Here is a 16,207-nt window from a genome sequence, read left to right as displayed (position 1 = left end):
GACGGACATGACCTCCCCCGTCTGGGACCCCGCCCAGTACCTCCGCCACGCCGACCACCGGGCCCGCCCCTTCACCGACCTGCTCGCCCGCGTCCCCGGGCTGCCCGGCACCCCGCCCAGGATCGCCGACCTCGGCTGCGGTCCGGGCAACGTCACCGCCCTGCTCGCCGACCGCTGGCCCACCGCCCGCATCACCGGCTACGACAACTCCCCCGAGATGCTCGACCGGGCCCACACCGCGCACGAGGGCCCCACCACCGGCGGCGGCAGCATCGCCTTCGCCCCCGCCGACGCCCGCACCTGGACCCCCGAGGGCCCCCACGACCTCATCGTCAGCAACGCCACCCTCCAGTGGGTCCCCGGCCACACCGACCGCTTCCCCGACTGGATCGACGCCCTCGCCCCCGGCGGCGTCCTCGCCTTCCAGGTCCCCGGCAACTTCGACGCCCCCAGCCACCGCGCCCTGCGCGACCTGGCCGCCGGCCCCCGCTGGCGCGACCGCCTCGACGGCGTCCTGCGCCACGGCGACGCGGTCCACACCCCCGGCCACTACCTGGCGCTGCTGACCGGCCTCGGCTGCGCCGCCGACGTCTGGGAGACCACCTACCTCCACCTCCTGACCGGCGAGGACCCCGTCCTCGACTGGGTCAAGGGCACCGGACTGCGGCCCGTCCTGACCGCCCTCGCCGACGACCCCGAGGCCCGGGACGCCTTCGTCGACGAGTACCGCGCGGCCCTGCGATCGGCCTACCCGGCGACCGCGCACGGCACCCCGTTCCCGTTCCGCCGGATCTTCGCGGTGGCCCGCAGGGACGGCTGACGCGGGGGCGGCGCGGACAGGGGAGGTTTGCGCCCGGAGAAGCCGGTTACCCGGACTGTGCACCGGAGTCCGACCAGTACCAGTAGGGAAGTGATGAGCGGTGGCTGAGGATCAGAAGGGCCAGGCCAAGGTCGAGCAGATGAAGGGCAAGGCCAAGGAGACCGTGGGCCGTGCCGTCGGCAACGAGCGGATGACCGCCGAGGGCCGTGCCGACCAGATGAAGGGCGACGCCCGTCAGGCCAAGGAGAAGGCCAAGGACGTCTTCAAGCACTGACGCCCCCGCGTCACGGACCACCCCGGCCCGATGACGCCGCGGCGCCGGGGAGACACGGCGGGCCCCCAGCCTGGGACGGCTGGGGGCCCGCCGTCGCGTGCGCGGAGCCGGGGACGGGTGGGGCCCGCCGGGTGCCCGGAGCCGGGACCCGGGGAGCGGGCGCAGCCCCGTCCACCGGTGGCCGCCCCCGCGGTCGGTCAGTTCTTGCGGTGGCCGATCAGCCGCGGCTTCTGCTCCAGGCCGTCGAGCCCGTGCCAGGCCAGATTCACCAGATGGGCGGCGACCTCCGCCTTCTTCGGGCGGCGCACGTCCAGCCACCACTGGCCGGTCAGGGCCACCATGCCCACCAGGGCCTGCGCGTACAGCGGCGCCAGCTTGGAGTCGAAGCCCCGGTTGCGGAACTCGCGGCCCAGGATGTCCTCCACCTGCGTGGCGATGTCCGAGATCAGGGACGCGAAGGACCCGGTGGACTGCGGGATGGGGGAGTCGCGGACCAGGATGCGGAAACCGTCCGTGTACTCCTCGATGTAGTCGAGGAGCGCGAACGCCGCCTGCTCGCACAGCTCCCGCGGATGCCCCGCCGTCAGCGAACTGGTGACCATGTCGAGCAGCCGCCGCATCTCGCGGTCCACGACCACCGCGTACAGCCCCTCCTTGCCGCCGAAGTGCTCGTACACCACCGGCTTGGAGACCCCGGCCTTGGCGGCGATCTCCTCCACCGACGTGCCCTCGAACCCCTTCGCGGCGAACAGGGTGCGGCCGATCTCCAACAACTGCTGGCGGCGCTCGGCGCCGGTCATCCGGGTGCGGCGGACCCGCCGCTGCTTGTCGTTGCTCGGGGTGCTGCTGGAGTCGGTCGCCACGGCGTCAATCATGCCGCCTCGGCCGTCTCCTTCCGGCGCCGGGATCCTCCCTGGTCCGGGTTGCGGCGGGAATCGATACGCGAGCGTGACGGCCAGCGCACGTCCGAGGCCCAGCCGAGCTGCTCGCACCAGCGGATCAGCCGGGCCGACGAGTCGAGCTGGCCGCGCTCCACACCGTGCCGCGCGGAGGTCGGGTCGGCGTGGTGCAGGTTGTGCCAGGACTCGCCGCAGGACAGCACCGCGAGCCACCACACGTTGCCCGAGCGGTCCCGCGACTTGAAGGGACGCTTGCCCACCGCGTGACAGATCGAGTTGATCGACCAGGTCACATGGTGCAGCAGAGCCACCCGAACGAGTGAGCCCCAGAAGAACGCGGTGAACGCACCCCACCACGACATCGTCACCAGACCGCCGATCAGCGGCGGCAGCGCCAGCGACAGCGCTGTCCAGTACACGAACTGCCGGGAGATCGCCCGGATGGCCGGGTCCTTGATCAGATCGGGCGCGTACTTCTCCTGCGAGGTCTGCTCCTCGTCGAACATCCATGCGATGTGCGCCCACCACAGGCCCTTCATCAGCGCCGGGACGCTCTCCCCGAACCGCCACGGCGAGTGCGGGTCGCCGTCCGCGTCGGAGAACTTGTGGTGCTTGCGGTGATCGGCCACCCAGCGCACCAGCGGCCCCTCCACCGCCATCGACCCCATGACCGCCAACGCGATCCGCAAGGGCCGCTTGGCCTTGAAGGCGCCGTGCGTGAAGTACCGGTGGAAACCGATCGTGATGCCGTGGCAGCCCAGGTAGTAGAAGAACACCAGCAGGCCCAGGTCGAGCCAGCTCACCCCGCCGAACCCCCACGCCAGGGGCACCGCCGCGACCAGCGCGAGGAACGGGACAATGATGAAGGCCAGCAGCGAGATCTGCTCGATCGAGCGCTTCTTTTCACCACCCAGGGTCGCGGAGGGCGCGGACGGATAGCCGTCCCCCGGCCGGGCGTCATCGATCACATCGGACCTTGAGGTCATGGGCGTCCCCTGTGGGGTCGAGGATGGAGGCAGATGCCGGTGCGGTCGCGGCCACCGTGCCCGGGTTCCGTTACGTCGGTCCCTACGGTTCCGTAACCTACGGCGACGTAAGTATGGCAGTGCGCCGCCTCGCGGCACGAGCCCGAGATTCTCCGCGTCCGCCCGGCCACCTATCCTTGGAGTCGGTCGGACAGCGCGGTCCGCTCTGTTTTCTTCCCGGTTGCCAGAGCCGCGAGCGGCGCCCGCCGCCCGGCTCGGCCCACCGGGTTCCCCACTCGGACGAGCTTCAACACTGCAAGGAGCCGCACCTGTGAGCAGTGCCGACGACCAGACCACGACCACCAGCAGCGAGCTGCGCGCCGACATCCGGCGCCTGGGCGACCTCCTCGGCGAGGCCCTCGTCCGGCAGGAAGGGCCCGAACTGCTCGACCTGGTCGAAAAGGTCCGCCGCCTCACCCGGGAGGACGGCGAAGCAGCCGCCGAACTGCTGCGCGGCATCGAACTGGAGACCGCCGCCAAACTGGTCCGCGCCTTCTCCACCTACTTCCACCTCGCCAACGTCACCGAACAGGTGCACCGCGGCCGCGAACTGCGCGCCAAGCGCGCCGCCGAGGGCAGCCTCCTCGCCCGCACCGCCGACCGCCTCAAGGACGCCGACCCCGAGCACCTGCGGCAGACGGTCGCCAACCTCAACGTCCGCCCCGTCTTCACCGCCCACCCCACCGAGGCCGCCCGCCGCTCCGTCCTCAACAAGCTCCGGCGCATCGCCACCCTCCTGGAGACCCCGGTCATCGAGGCCGACCGGCGCCGCTACGACACCCGGCTCGCCGAGAACATCGACCTGGTCTGGCAGACCGACGAACTCCGCGTGGTGCGCCCCGAGCCCGCCGACGAGGCCCGCAACGCCATCTACTACCTCGACGAACTCCACGCCGGCGCCGTCGGCGACGTCCTGGAGGACCTCACCGCCGAACTCGAACGGGTCGGCGTCACCCTGCCCGACCACACCCGCCCCCTCACCTTCGGCACCTGGATCGGCGGCGACCGCGACGGCAACCCCAACGTCACCCCCCAGGTGACCTGGGACGTCCTCATCCTCCAGCACGAGCACGGCATCAACGACGCCCTGGAGATGATCGACGAACTCCGCGGCTTCCTCTCCAACTCGATCCGCTACACCGGCGCCACCGAGGAACTCCTCTCCTCCCTCCAGACCGACCTGGAGCTGCTCCCCGAGATCAGCCCCCGCTACAAGCGCCTCAACGCCGAGGAGCCCTACCGGCTCAAGGCCACCTGCATCCGGCAGAAGCTGGAGAACACCAAGCAGCGCCTCGCCAAGGGCACCCCCCACGAGGACGGCCGCGACTACCTCGGCACCGCCGAACTCCTCGCCGACCTCGTCCTCATCCAGACCTCGCTGCGCGCACACCGCGGCGGCCTCTTCGCCGACGGCCGGATGAACCGCACCATCCGCACCCTCTCCGCCTTCGGCCTCCAGCTCGCCACCATGGACGTACGCGAACACGCCGACGCCCACCACCACGCCCTCGGCCAGCTCTTCGACCGGCTCGGCGAGGAGTCCTGGCGCTACGCCGACATGCCCCGCGAGTACCGCGCCAAGCTCCTCGCCAAGGAACTGCGCTCCCGCCGCCCGCTCGCCGCCACCCCCGCACCCGTCGACGCGGCGGGCGAGAAGACCCTCGGCGTCTTCCAGACCGTCAAGCGCGCCCTCGAAGTCTTCGGACCCGAGGTCATCGAGTCGTACATCATCTCCATGTGCCAGGGCGCCGACGACGTCTTCGCCGCCGCCGTACTGGCCCGCGAGGCCGGCCTCCTCGACCTGCACGCCGGCTGGGCCAGGATCGGCATCGTGCCCCTCCTGGAGACCACCGACGAACTCAAGGCCGCCGACACCATCCTGGAGGAGATGCTCTCCGACCCCTCCTACCGGCGCCTGGTCGCGCTGCGCGGAGACGTCCAGGAGGTCATGCTCGGCTACTCCGACTCCTCCAAGTTCGGCGGCATCACCACCTCCCAGTGGGAGATCCACCGCGCCCAGCGCAGGCTGCGCGACGTCGCCCACCGCTACGGCGTGCGGCTGCGCCTCTTCCACGGCCGCGGCGGCACCGTCGGCCGCGGCGGCGGCCCCTCGCACGACGCGATCCTCGCCCAGCCCTGGGGCACCCTGGAGGGCGAGATCAAGGTGACCGAGCAGGGCGAGGTCATCTCCGACAAGTACCTGGTGCCGTCCCTGGCCAGGGAGAACCTCGAACTGACCGTCGCGGCCACCCTCCAGGCGTCCGCGCTGCACACCGCCCCCCGCCAGTCCGACGAGGCGCTCGCCCGCTGGGACGCGGCGATGGACGTCGTGTCGGACGCCGCGCACGCCGCGTACCGCAAGCTCGTCGAGGACCCGGACCTGCCGACGTACTTCCTCGCCTCGACCCCCGTCGACCAGCTCGCCGACCTGCACCTCGGCTCCCGCCCCTCCCGCCGCCCCGGCTCCGGCGTCTCCCTCGACGGACTGCGCGCCATCCCCTGGGTGTTCGGCTGGACCCAGTCCCGGCAGATCGTGCCCGGCTGGTACGGCGTCGGCTCCGGACTCAAGGCCCTGCGCGAGGCGGGCCTGCGGCAGGAGGGCGACACCGTCCTCGACGAGATGCACGGACAGTGGCACTTCTTCCGCAACTTCATCTCCAACGTCGAGATGACGCTCGCCAAGACCGACCTGCGGATCGCGTCCCACTACGTCGACACCCTCGTCCCCGACGAGCTGAAGCACGTCTTCGACACCATCCGCGCCGAACACGAACTGACCGTCCGCGAGGTGCTGCGCGTCACCGGAGAGAGCGAACTCCTCGCCGCCACCCCGGTGCTGAAGCAGACCTTCACCATCCGTGACGCCTACCTGGACCCGATCTCCTACCTCCAGGTGACCCTGCTCAAGCGCCAGCGCGACGCGGCCGCCGCAGGACAGGACCCGGACCCGCTGCTGGCCCGCGCCCTCCTGCTGACCGTCAACGGCGTCGCGGCCGGCCTGCGCAACACCGGCTGACGCCCAGGCGCCACCGCACACGACACGAGGGGTGCCCCGCCCGGGGCACCCCTCGTGTCACGTCCCGCGGCTACCCGGTCAGGAAAGCGGCCGTCAGCAGCGCGATCCCCGCCCCGGCCAGCAGCTTGCCCAGCCGGCCGAGCCCCAGACCGCCCGCCACCACGACCGACGCCAGCAGCAGCGCCCCCGCCAGCGGCACCCAGGCGTAGAGGATGCCGGCCGGACCCGAGCGCACCACCTCGTCACCGCCCGGCTTCACGACGACGTCGTAGGTACGGCCCGCGCGGACCGCGTACGACTTCTCGATCACCACCCGGGCACGCGGCTGCGACCCGGCGGTCACCGGCGTGAAAGGCCCCGTACAGGTCGACTCCCCGCACGCCGTCACCACGACCGTGCCCCGCTCACGCCCCTTGGTGAGCATCACATGGTGCGCGGTGCCCCAGGACGCCCACACCCCGGCGACCAGGATGAGCAGGGTGAGCGTGCCCATCGACGCGAGCCGCCCGAACCGCAGGACGGAACCCGCGATCCGGCGGGACGGAGCGGAGGAGGCCGGCATGGCCGGGATCATTGGCCATGGCACTGCGTGCGGTCAACTCCGGCCGGGACAAGTCACGAGTTGTACGTGCTTTGCGCCCGTTCGAGCCCCTCGGTCACCAGCGACTCGACGGCGTCCGCCGCCCGGTCCACGAAGTAGTCAAGCTCCTTGCGCTCCGCCGCCGAGAAGTCCTTCAGCACGAAGTCGGCGACCTGCATCCGCCCCGGCGGCCTGCCGATCCCGAACCGCACCCGGTGGTACTCCGCGCCCATCGCCTTCGTCATCGACTTCAGACCGTTGTGCCCGTTGTCCCCGCCGCCCAGCTTCACCCGCAGCGTCCCGTAGTCGATGTCCAACTCGTCATGGACGGCGACGACGTTCGCCACCGGCACCTTGTAGAAGTCGCGCAGCGCGTTCACCGGACCGCCCGACAGGTTCATGAACGACATCGGCTTGGCCAGCACCACCCGCCGACCGGCAGGACCGGGCGGCCCGAACCGCCCCTCCACGACCTGCGCCTGCGCCTTGCCCGCCCGCTTGAACCTCCCCCCGATCCGCTCGGCCAGCAGGTCGGCCACCATGAACCCGACGTTGTGCCGGTTCATGGCGTACTCGGGTCCGGGATTGCCGAGGCCCACGACGAGCCAGGGGCCATTGGCGGGGGTGGTCACGTCCATGTCTCCTTGGATACGCGCCAGCCGCCGCCCCCGGGAGGGAGCAGCGGCTGACGAACCGTCGAAAGGCGGGGCGAGGATCAGGCCTCGGCGACCTCTTCGCCGGCGGGCTCCTCGTCCTCGGCGGACTCCTCCTCGGCCTGCGCGGCCAGGACCTGGAGGACGACGGTGTCGTCCTCGACGGCCAGGGTGGAACCCTTCGGCAGGGTGATGTCCTTCGCGAGGATCGCGGCACCGGCCTCGAGACCCTCGACGGAGACCGTCACCGACTCCGGGATGTGGGTGGCCTCGGCCTCGACCGGAAGCGCGTTCAGGACGTGCTCCAGCAGGTTGCCGCCGGGGGCCAGCTCGCCCTCGGCGTGCACCGGGATCTCGACCGTGACCTTCTCGCCCCGCTTGACCAGCAGCAGGTCGACGTGCTCAAGGAAGCCCTTGATCGGGTCGCGGACCACGGACTTCGGGATCGCCAGCTCGCTGCTCGCGCCCTCGATCTCCAGCGCGATCAGGACGTTCGGCGTACGCAGCGCGAGCAGCAGGTCGTGACCCGGGAGGGTCAGGTGCTTGGGCTCGGTGCCGTGCCCGTACAGGACGACCGGAACCTTGTTGTCACGACGGATGCGGCGGGCGGCGCCCTTGCCGAACTCGGTGCGGCTCTCGGCGGCCAGCTTGACCTCGGACATGATGATCACTCCTCGTAGAGATAGCGGCGGACGTGGTCACCCGGCCACGAACGGCCTGCTACGAAGAGCGCGTCGATAACGGATCGCCGTACCCCGTCAAACGGGAAACGGCCTCCCTCGCCGAGCAACTCGGGCAGTCTACTCGGCGGGGGAGGCCGCGGGAAAATCGATCACTCAGGACCCGGTGGCCACCAGGGTCACTGCTCGTCGAAGAGGCTCGTCACCGAACCGTCCTCGAAGACCTCACGGACCGCGCTGGCGATCGTCGGCGCGATGGACAGCACCGTGATCTTGTCCAGATCCAGCTCGCCGGGGGTCGGCAGGCTGTTGGTGAACACGAACTCGCTGACCTTCGAGTTCTTCAGCCGGTCCGCCGCGGGACCGGAGAGCACCCCGTGCGTCGCCGTCACGATGACGTCCTCGGCGCCGTGCGCGAACAGCGCGTCCGCCGCCGCGCAGATGGTGCCACCGGTGTCGATCATGTCGTCGACCAGGACACAGACCCGGCCCTTCACCTCACCGACCACCTCGTGCACGGTGACCTGGTTGGCGATGTCCTTGTCCCGGCGCTTGTGCACGATCGCCAGCGGCGCCCCGAGCCGGTCGCACCAGCGGTCCGCGACCCGCACCCGGCCCGCGTCGGGCGAGACCACCGTCAGCTTGTTGCGGTCCACCTTCGCGCCCACGTAGTCGGCGAGCAGCGGCAGCGCGAAGAGATGATCCACCGGGCCGTCGAAGAAGCCCTGGATCTGGTCGGTGTGCAGATCCACGGTGAGGATCCGGTGCGCACCGGCCGTCTTCATCAGGTCCGCGATCAGCCGGGCCGAGATGGGCTCACGGCCGCGGTGCTTCTTGTCCTGCCGGGCGTAGCCGTAGAACGGCACGATCACCGTGATGGAGCGGGCCGACGCGCGCTTCAACGCGTCGATCATGATCAACTGCTCCATGATCCACTTGTTGATCGGAGCGGTGTGGCTCTGGATCAGGAAACAGTCGGCGCCGCGCGCCGACTCCTGGTAACGGACGTAGATCTCACCGTTGGCGAAGTCGAAGGCCTTGGTCGGAACGACCTCCACACCCAGCTGGTGGGCGACCTCCTCGGCAAGCTCGGGGTGGGCGCGGCCGGAGAAGAACATCATCTTCTTCTCGCCGGTCGTCTTGATCCCGGTCACAGCACAGTCTCCTCAGAGGTGTCTCAGCTGGTGGCGTGCACTTATCACGGTACGCGGTGTTCAGGGCACCGATTTCAGGTCAGTCCTCGCCCGTACCCGCCCGGGAGGCCGACTCCGCCGCCTGCGCGGCGGCGCTCCCCGGACGCTTGCGAGCCACCCAACCCTCGATATTCCTTTGCTGGCCACGGGCCACGGCCAGCGAGCCGGGCGGCACGTCCTTCGTGATCACGGAGCCGGCGGCGGTGTACGCGCCGTCCCCGATGGTGACAGGAGCCACAAACATATTGTCCGACCCGGTGCGGCAGTGAGAGCCGATCGTCGTGTGGTGCTTGTCCTGCCCGTCGTAGTTCACGAACACACTCGCCGCACCGATGTTCGTGAACTCACCGATCGTCGCGTCCCCCACGTACGACAGATGCGGGACCTTCGTCCCCTCACCCACGGAGGCGTTCTTCGTCTCCACGTACGTACCGACCTTCGACCGCGCGCCCAGCCGGGTACCGGGACGCAGATACGCGTACGGACCCACCGTCGCCCCCGCGCCCACCTGCGCGCCGTCCGCCACCGTGTTGTCCACCCGGGCACCCGCGCCCACCCGGGTGTCCTTCAGCCGGCTGTTCGGACCGACCTCCGCGCCCTCACCGAGATGCGTCGCGCCGAGCAACTGCGTGCCCGGGTGCACCAGCGCGTCCTGCTCGAACGTCACCGCCACATCGACCCACGTCGTCGCCGGATCGACCACCGTCACCCCCGCCAGCATCGCGGCCTCCAGCAGCCGGTCGTTGAGAATCCGCCGCGCCTCGGCCAGCTGCACACGGTTGTTGATCCCCGCGATCTCCCGGTGGTCCCCCGCCACCGACGCCCCGACCCGGTGCCCGGCCTCCCGCAGGATGCCCAGCACGTCCGTCAGGTACTCCTCGCCCTGACTGTTGTCCGTACGGACCTTCTTCAGCGCGTCCGCCAGCAACTGCCCGTCGAACGCGAAGACACCGGAGTTGATCTCCCGGATCGCCCGCTGCGCGTCCGTCGCGTCCTTGTGCTCGACGATGCCGGTGACGGCGCCGGTCGCGTCGTCCCGCACGATCCGGCCGTAGCCGGTCGCGTCCGGGACCTCGGCGGTCAGCACCGTGACGGCGTTGCCGTCCCCGGAGTGGGTGGCGGCGAGGGCGCGCAGCGTCGCGCCGGTGAGCAGCGGGGTGTCGCCGCAGACCACGACGACCGTGCCGTCGACGCCGCCGCCCAGCTCCTCCAGGCCCATCCGCACGGCGTGCCCGGTGCCGTTCTGCTCGGCCTGCACGGCGGTGCGCACGTCCGGATCGATCCCGGTGAGGTGGTCGGTGACCTTCTCCCGCGCGTGCCCGACGACGACCACGAGGTGCTGCGGCTCCAACTCGCGGGCGGCGGCGAGCACATGGCCCACCAGGGAGCGTCCGCAGAGCTGATGGAGGACCTTGGGTGTGGCCGACTTCATACGGGTGCCCTCACCCGCTGCGAGAACGACGACGGCTGCGGGGTGATGGACGCTCACGGGGTTGCCCTTCGGCTGTGGACGATGGGGACATCCGCAGGATACCGGCGCGTTTCGTGAGGGACATGAGAGCGGGCCCTGACAGTGGCTGTCAGGGCCCGGAGGGGGTGGAGCTGGCTCCCGGAGAAGGACTCGAACCCTCATTCAACGGACCAAAACCGTTTGTCCTACCTTTAGACGATCCGGGAAGGATCGCACGCTATGTCCGATTCTGTTGATCGGTTCGGCGTGCGGACACCACTATGCCGCACCACCAGCCTTCGATGCGACGGTACAGGTCGGCGCCCTTCAGGACCCTGACGACCAGACAGCCGCGATAGGACGCCCCGACGTTCTTGCGGACGGTCTTCGGGTTGTGCTTCTTCAAGGTCGTCTTGTTGAACGCGGACCGGTCCGCCCCCACCAACTCGGCCCAGTAGCGCTCGGCGGCCTCCACGTCCGCGCTCTCGTGGATCATGACGCTGAAGCGGAGCCGCTCGGGCCCGACGCCGAGCAGGCCCAGCCAGGCGAGGTAGACCTCGATGACGCCGGGGTCGCTGTTGACGAAGATGACGCTCTCGCGGCGCGCGTACGGCTTGTCCTTGGAGCCCTCGGCCCAGTAGAGGCTGACGCCCGCGAGGAACAGCTCACGGTCCGAGAGCGGACCGACCTCCGCCGAGGCGGCCGTCTTCGTCCGCCGCCGCTCCTCGTCCCGCACCGTCAGCTCGTGCTCCCAGCGCTTGCGGGCCGCCAGTCTCGCCTGCTCCTGCGCGGCCGGGCGCTCCGGCCGGGGCAGATCGCGGACCCAGTGCGAGACCGAACCCCTGGAGCAGCCCAGCTCCAGCTCGATCTGGTCGTACGTCCACCCCTGGAGCCGCAGCTCGCGGGCGCGGGCCCGCAGGCCGTCCGTGGTCCTGGGGCGTTCCGCGGGCTCCGGCAGGGGCTCGCCCTGGACGAGCCGGCGCAGCAGGTCGTTGTTGAAGATCTTCAGTTCGTCCCGGATCTGCCGCAGGCTGCGCCCCGCGCGCCGCAGCGCCACCGCCCGTTCCCTGAGGGATTCCGGTGGGGTGTGGTGGTCGGGTGAATGTGCCATGGGCATACCGTTCGGGCGGAACGGGGGCGTCCGGGGGTGAATGCGGGGTTGTTCAGCAGTTCGAGGGATGTCGGGGTGTTCCGGTGTCGTTCGATCATGGCGTGTGGGGGATGTGGTCGCGGAAACTCGACGGAACGCGGGGTGGGGGCGCCCGTAGGGTGGTGGCTATGACCACGACGGGGGAAGACCACGCCGCGGCCCGGTCAGGGCCCTGGTGGTGGGAGAGGCGGCGCGGCGCGCTGCTCGACGTCGGCCTGGCGTCGCTGTCCGCGGTGGAGTGCGCCTTCGAGGGGATCAGGTTCGCCACGGACGCCGGGATACCGGCGGGCGTCGGGGTCGTCTTCGGCGCGCTGGCCGGTTCGGCGCTGCTGGTGCGCAGGAAATGGCCGATAGCCGTCGTGCTGGTGGCGATCGCGATCACCCCGGCCCAGATGGGCTATCTGATGGGCGTCGTCGGCCTGTACACGCTCGCCGCCTCCGAGCTGCCGCGCCGGATCATCGCCTCGCTCGCGGGCATGTCCCTGGTCGGGATGCTCATCGTGATGTTCGTGCGGGTCCGCCAGGACATCGCGCGCGGCACCCTCGACCTCGGTGACTGGTTCGTGCCGTTCGCCGCGATCACGACCGCCGTCGGCGTCACCGCCCCGCCGCTGCTGCTCGGCCTCTACGTCGGCGCGCGGCGGCGGCTGATGGAGAGCCTGCGGGAGCGCGCGGACAGCCTGGAGCGCGAGTTGCAGCTGCTCGCCGAGCGGGCCGAGGAGCGCGCGGAGTGGGCCCGCAACGAGGAGCGGACCAGGATCGCGCGGGAGATGCACGACGTCGTCGCCCACCGGGTCAGTCTGATGGTGGTGCACGCCGCCGCGCTCCAGGCGGTGGCGCGGAAGGACCCGGAGAAGGCCGTGAAGAACGCGGCGCTGGTCGGGGACATGGGCCGGCAGGCCCTCACCGAGCTGCGCGAGATGCTCGGTGTGCTGCGCAGCGGTGACGGTGCCCGGCGGGCCGAGCGGGTGGTGCCGCTGGCCGCGGTGGGGGTCGCCGCCGCGGCGGCCGCGTCCCGGGCGGTGGAGGAGGGCGACGGGCCCTGTCTGTCGGAGTTGGACGAGCTGATCGGGCAGTCGGCCGCCGCCGGGATGGTCGTCGACCTGTCGGTCGAGGGGGACGGGCGGGGTTATCCGGCGCAGGTCGAGCAGACCGCGTACCGGGTCGTGCAGGAGGCGCTGACCAATGTGCACAAGCACGCGGCGGGCGCCAAGACGCATGTGAGGCTCGCGCACCGGAGTGCGGAGATCGCGATGCAGGTGGAGAACGAGCCGCCGCCCGAGGCGGCTTCGGCGTCCTCGGCCCGGCTGCCGTCCGGTGGCAACGGCCTGCTCGGTATGAAGGAGCGGGTGGTCGCCCTGGGCGGCGTCTTCGTGTCCGGGCCGACGGACGCGGGCGGGTTCCGGGTGTCGGCGGTGATTCCGGCGGCGGCGTAGGCGTGGGCGCCGGCGGTGCGGGGCGCCGTCCGTGCCGCGGGATTTGGGGGCTGGGGGCGGGGCCGTGGTCGGGGCGGTCGGTGCCGTCGTCCCGGTGGTGGCGCCGGTGGTGCTCAGCCCGCGGTCAGGCGGGCCGGGGCCAGGCCCGAGATCAGGGTGGCAAGGGCGCGGTCGATGGTCGGGCCGAGGTACCAGTCGCCGGTGTGGTCGAGGGTGTAGACGCGGCCCTCGTCGTCGATCGCGAGGAGTGACTGGCTGTCGGTCTCCGCGCCCAGGGGGCTGACCTCGGCGTCGAGGGCGCGGCCGAGGTCGGCGAGGGTGCGGGCCATGTGCAGCCCGTGCAGCGGGTCGAGGTGGAAGGCGGCGGGTGCGATCTGCCGGCCGGGGCCGCCCGGTGTGATGTCCAGTCCGCCGAACTCCGCCCACGCCTCGACGGCGGCGGGGAAGACGGCGTGCCGGTGGCCGGCGGGCGAGACGTGCTCGCGGAGGGTGTCGGCCCAGATCTCGGCTTGTTTTATGTCCCAGCGTCCTGGCTGCCAGCCGGCGTCGCGGAGCGCGGCGTCGACGGGTACGGCGAATCGGGTGGTCGAGGTGCGGTCGGCGTGCATCTGCCTTCGTTCGTCGAGGTCATGGGGTGGCGCGGCGGTGGCGCCTGCGGTGCGGGCGGGCCGGTCAGCCCGCCGGGTCGGCGGGGACGGCCGGTTCGACGACCCGGACGCCGAAGTGGGCGCTGAGGGCGGCGCAGGCGCGGCAGGGCGCGGCGAAGCTGCCGTGCAGCGGGTCGCCGTCCTCGCGGATGCGGCGGGCGGTCAGCTTGGCGTGCTTGAGGGCCTTGCGGGCCTCGCCGTTGGTCATGGGCTTGCGGGCGGCCCGCTTGCTGCGGCCGGCGTCGGCGGTGGTGATGTGCCGGGAGATCAGGATCGTCTCGGCGCAGCGGCCGGTGTAGCGGTCGCGCTGGGCGCTGGTGAGGGTGTCCAGGAAGTCCTGCACGAGGGGGTGGAGTTCGGGTGGCTGGTCGCCGCGGGCGGCGGTGCCGGTGAGGGTGGCGCCGCGGACGGAGAGGGCGGCGGCGACGGTGGGGAGTATGCCGTCGCGACGGTGCCGGAGGACGGGGGTGTGGGGGGCCTCGGCGCTGCTCCAGCCGACCCGGGGGTCGCCGGAGGCACCCGTGCGGGTTCCGGTGCGGCGGGCCTCCGCGTGCGGACCCGTCTGCGTCGCATTCATGATCATCATCCCCTCCCGAGCATCCCCCGGCGGAGACAGAGTGCCAAATCCCGCGCCTCCTGCGGTAGCTGGGGCGGTGCGACACGCCAGGGGTTGGGCGGGCTGTCACGGTGGGGTGACCGCTGGTCACGGTGGTGCGGGTGTGGTCGGCCGGTGCCCGGTGACCCGTGCGGTCGTACGGCATAGGCTGTCCGCACCGCGATCCATGCGGTTGACGCATGGAGACGGTCCGTTCGGGTCCGTCCCGCTCGGACCCGGTCGTTTCCGGTTGGAAACGGTCGTCCGGGTGGATCGGGCAGCGGGACGCGTGATCCGGTGAAACGTGGCGGACGCAACATTCGGCACAGGTGTCGGACGGGTGTCACGTCAAGGTTCCGGTCAGCGTTCCGATGAACGTTCCGATGAACGTTTCGGGCGCGGTGTCCGATGTAGGTGTCGGACGCGGACGCCGGGCCCACGGCAGTCGGGTCCGGTATGCGGGTCCGGCGGTCGGGTTCAGCAGTCGGGTCTGGCGGTCGGGTTCAGCAGTCGGGTCCGGCGGTCGGGCACGGCAGTCGGGCACGGCGGTCGGACCTGGTGGTCCGGCCCGTGGCCGGGCACGGTGGTCCGGCGCGGTGGCCGGGTGCCGGGACCGGGCGCGACCGTCGGGCACGGTTTTGCCGGACGGGACGTCGGGCGAGACAGTTCGGACACCACGTCGGACGAGGGCAGTCGAACACTCGATACGGGAGTGCGGCCGAGGACGGTCGTCACCGCCCGTACAGAACGCCGCAGGGGGCAACCGCCATGACGACAGGTCGGCTCGGGCCGGGGGCACCTCCCGGCCGCCAGGCCCAGGGACGCGCCGTGCCGCCGAACGCGGCCTACGCCGGGCAGGTCGTGCACTTCCCGGATCCGGTCCGGGCCGCTCGTCACCCCAGAGGGGTGCGGATGGACGAGCACGGCTACCCCGACTTCTCGGCGTACGCGCGCGCCGCCGCGGAGGTCGCGGAGCCGCCGGAGGGCTTCGGCGTCGACGAACTGCGGCTCACGGACTACGTGTCGGCCAACGCCGCGCTGGCCGCCACCGGCCACGACCTGTGGGACACCGTGCCGAGCGTGGCCACCCCGCACGGCTGGACCTGGCACCACGTGGCCGGCACCCGCAGGCTGTACCTGGTGCCGGTCGAGGTGAAGGCGCTGCTGCGCCACCACGGCGGCATCGCGCTGTCCGCCGTCGACCACGACAAGCGGGGCACCCGGCCGCTCCAGGAGACCAGGCCCGCGCACTTCGGGCTGCCGAAGTCGGGGCTCGCGGTGACGGAGGGGCAGGTGCAGGGCGTCGAGGAGGACCTCGGCTACCGGCTGCCCGGCGCCTACCGCTCGTTCCTGAAGGCGGCGGGCGGCTGCGCGCCGGTGGGCACCGCGCTCGACCCGGCCCTCGGCCTCCTCATCGACCAGCCGTTCTTCACGGTCCGCGACGAGGCGGCCGTCAACGACCTGGTGTACGTCAACAAATGCCTGCGCGATCACCTGACCAAGGACTACCTGGGCGTCGGCTTCGTCCAGGGCGGTCTGCTGGCGGTGAAGGTGAAGGGCGAACGGCCCGGCTCGGTGTGGTTCTGCGCCTACGACGACGCCCGCGACGTGGACCCGTCGTGGGCGCCCGCCGAGCGCGTGGAACGGCTGCTGCTGCCGTGCGGCGACGACTTCGACACGTTCCTCTCCCGGCTGGCCGGCTCGCCACCGGAGTTGGAGACCGTGGCGAACCTGATGGTGGACGGCGGCTTCGCGCGAGCGGTGCCCGTGACGTCCGAGGGGGAGTGAC

At 71.4% G+C, this 16,207-nt stretch carries 15 protein-coding genes and 1 tRNA gene; 5 read left to right on the top strand and 11 right to left on the bottom strand.

All coding sequences use genetic code 11. From position 1 onward, the window contains the following. The first annotated feature begins 7 nt into the window (after nt 1–7). Both DDJ31_RS16185 and DDJ31_RS16180 read left to right on the top strand, forming a co-directional pair. Nucleotides 8–820, top strand: a complete 813-nt coding sequence (locus DDJ31_RS16185) for a trans-aconitate 2-methyltransferase (protein WP_240678193.1) — start codon at nt 8–10, stop codon at nt 818–820. A gap of 100 nt (nt 821–920) precedes the next feature. Then, nucleotides 921–1,094, top strand: a complete 174-nt coding sequence (locus DDJ31_RS16180; RefSeq protein ID WP_093828070.1) for a CsbD family protein — start codon at nt 921–923, stop codon at nt 1,092–1,094. 197 nt (nt 1,095–1,291) lie between these two features. Here the strand turns inward: DDJ31_RS16180 and DDJ31_RS16175 are convergent, their stop codons facing one another. Together DDJ31_RS16175 and DDJ31_RS16170 are read right to left on the bottom strand one after the other, a co-directional pair. Next, complete coding sequence (locus DDJ31_RS16175; protein ID WP_127179582.1) at nt 1,292–1,969, bottom strand: TetR/AcrR family transcriptional regulator; 678 nt, start codon at nt 1,967–1,969, stop codon at nt 1,292–1,294. Then, on the bottom strand, nt 1,966–2,979 hold the full coding sequence (locus DDJ31_RS16170) for an acyl-CoA desaturase (RefSeq protein ID WP_127179583.1): 1,014 nt from the start codon (nt 2,977–2,979) through the stop codon (nt 1,966–1,968). Before DDJ31_RS16170 ends, DDJ31_RS16175 begins: the two co-directional genes overlap by 4 nt. 310 nt (nt 2,980–3,289) lie before the next feature. Here DDJ31_RS16170 and ppc point away from each other — a divergent pair, with 310 nt between their 5' ends. After that, nucleotides 3,290–6,034, top strand: a complete 2,745-nt coding sequence (gene ppc, locus DDJ31_RS16165; protein ID WP_127179584.1) for a phosphoenolpyruvate carboxylase — start codon at nt 3,290–3,292, stop codon at nt 6,032–6,034. A 70-nt stretch (nt 6,035–6,104) separates the two neighbouring features. Here the strand turns inward: ppc and DDJ31_RS16160 are convergent, their stop codons facing one another. From DDJ31_RS16160 to DDJ31_RS16130, 7 genes are all read right to left on the bottom strand, one after another. Beyond that, nucleotides 6,105–6,608: a hypothetical protein gene (locus tag DDJ31_RS16160; protein ID WP_127179585.1), complete on the bottom strand. Its 504-nt coding sequence runs from the start codon at nt 6,606–6,608 to the stop codon at nt 6,105–6,107. A gap of 41 nt (nt 6,609–6,649) precedes the next feature. Further along, complete coding sequence (pth, locus tag DDJ31_RS16155; protein WP_127179586.1) at nt 6,650–7,252, bottom strand: aminoacyl-tRNA hydrolase; 603 nt, start codon at nt 7,250–7,252, stop codon at nt 6,650–6,652. 77 nt (nt 7,253–7,329) lie between these two features. Further along, nucleotides 7,330–7,929, bottom strand: a complete 600-nt coding sequence (locus tag DDJ31_RS16150) for a 50S ribosomal protein L25/general stress protein Ctc (RefSeq protein WP_127179587.1) — start codon at nt 7,927–7,929, stop codon at nt 7,330–7,332. Nucleotides 7,930–8,126: 197 nt separating this feature from the next. Then, complete coding sequence (locus tag DDJ31_RS16145; protein ID WP_127179588.1) at nt 8,127–9,101, bottom strand: ribose-phosphate diphosphokinase; 975 nt, start codon at nt 9,099–9,101, stop codon at nt 8,127–8,129. 79 nt (nt 9,102–9,180) lie between these two features. After that, nucleotides 9,181–10,629 (bottom strand): bifunctional UDP-N-acetylglucosamine diphosphorylase/glucosamine-1-phosphate N-acetyltransferase GlmU, encoded by a 1,449-nt coding sequence (gene glmU / locus DDJ31_RS16140; RefSeq protein ID WP_127179589.1) that lies wholly within the window; start codon nt 10,627–10,629, stop codon nt 9,181–9,183. Nucleotides 10,630–10,743: 114 nt separating this feature from the next. After that, nucleotides 10,744–10,817 (bottom strand) — tRNA-Gln (locus DDJ31_RS16135). A gap of 11 nt (nt 10,818–10,828) precedes the next feature. Then, the gene (locus DDJ31_RS16130) at nt 10,829–11,701 is read right to left on the bottom strand and encodes a hypothetical protein (protein ID WP_127179590.1); all 873 of its coding nucleotides are present in this window, start codon (nt 11,699–11,701) and stop codon (nt 10,829–10,831) included. Between the two features lie 167 nt (nt 11,702–11,868). On the opposite strand from DDJ31_RS16130, the gene DDJ31_RS16125 reads away from it, so the two are divergent. Beyond that, the gene (locus DDJ31_RS16125) at nt 11,869–13,176 is read left to right on the top strand and encodes a sensor histidine kinase (protein ID WP_127179591.1); all 1,308 of its coding nucleotides are present in this window, start codon (nt 11,869–11,871) and stop codon (nt 13,174–13,176) included. Between the two features lie 113 nt (nt 13,177–13,289). Here DDJ31_RS16125 and DDJ31_RS16120 read toward each other — a convergent pair whose 3' ends face one another. Together DDJ31_RS16120 and DDJ31_RS16115 are read right to left on the bottom strand one after the other, a co-directional pair. Further along, a complete protein-coding gene (locus DDJ31_RS16120; RefSeq protein ID WP_127179592.1) occupies nt 13,290–13,784 on the bottom strand; it encodes an SUKH-3 domain-containing protein in 495 nt (164 codons plus the stop codon). Between the two features lie 64 nt (nt 13,785–13,848). Next, nucleotides 13,849–14,409, bottom strand: coding sequence for a YwqJ-related putative deaminase (locus DDJ31_RS16115; protein ID WP_127179593.1), 561 nt, complete (start codon nt 14,407–14,409; stop codon nt 13,849–13,851). 777 nt (nt 14,410–15,186) lie between these two features. On the opposite strand from DDJ31_RS16115, the gene DDJ31_RS39665 reads away from it, so the two are divergent. Continuing rightward, nucleotides 15,187–16,206, top strand: coding sequence for an SMI1/KNR4 family protein (locus DDJ31_RS39665; protein WP_127179594.1), 1,020 nt, complete (start codon nt 15,187–15,189; stop codon nt 16,204–16,206). Nucleotide 16,207 lies beyond the last annotated feature (1 nt).

The organism is Streptomyces griseoviridis, assembly GCF_005222485.1.
Lineage (GTDB): Bacteria > Actinomycetota > Actinomycetes > Streptomycetales > Streptomycetaceae > Streptomyces > Streptomyces hintoniae.
The sequence above is the reverse complement of the archived record's forward strand: the minus strand, read 5'-3'. Positions and strand labels throughout refer to the sequence as shown.

Coding starts and splice junctions, on each gene's coding strand:
- DDJ31_RS16120 (WP_127179592.1), bottom strand. CDS start 13,784: ATGCACGCCGACCGCACCTCGACCACCCGATTCGCCGTACCCGTCGAC.
- DDJ31_RS16115 (WP_127179593.1), bottom strand. CDS start 14,409: ATGATGATCATGAATGCGACGCAGACGGGTCCGCACGCGGAGGCCCGC.
- DDJ31_RS16175 (WP_127179582.1), bottom strand. CDS start 1,969: ATGATTGACGCCGTGGCGACCGACTCCAGCAGCACCCCGAGCAACGAC.
- DDJ31_RS39665 (WP_127179594.1), top strand. CDS start 15,187: ATGACGACAGGTCGGCTCGGGCCGGGGGCACCTCCCGGCCGCCAGGCC.
- DDJ31_RS16160 (WP_127179585.1), bottom strand. CDS start 6,608: ATGATCCCGGCCATGCCGGCCTCCTCCGCTCCGTCCCGCCGGATCGCG.
- DDJ31_RS16185 (WP_240678193.1), top strand. CDS start 8: ATGACCTCCCCCGTCTGGGACCCCGCCCAGTACCTCCGCCACGCCGAC.
- DDJ31_RS16125 (WP_127179591.1), top strand. CDS start 11,869: ATGACCACGACGGGGGAAGACCACGCCGCGGCCCGGTCAGGGCCCTGG.
- pth (WP_127179586.1), bottom strand. CDS start 7,252: ATGGACGTGACCACCCCCGCCAATGGCCCCTGGCTCGTCGTGGGCCTC.
- DDJ31_RS16150 (WP_127179587.1), bottom strand. CDS start 7,929: ATGTCCGAGGTCAAGCTGGCCGCCGAGAGCCGCACCGAGTTCGGCAAG.
- DDJ31_RS16130 (WP_127179590.1), bottom strand. CDS start 11,701: ATGGCACATTCACCCGACCACCACACCCCACCGGAATCCCTCAGGGAA.
- DDJ31_RS16170 (WP_127179583.1), bottom strand. CDS start 2,979: ATGACCTCAAGGTCCGATGTGATCGATGACGCCCGGCCGGGGGACGGC.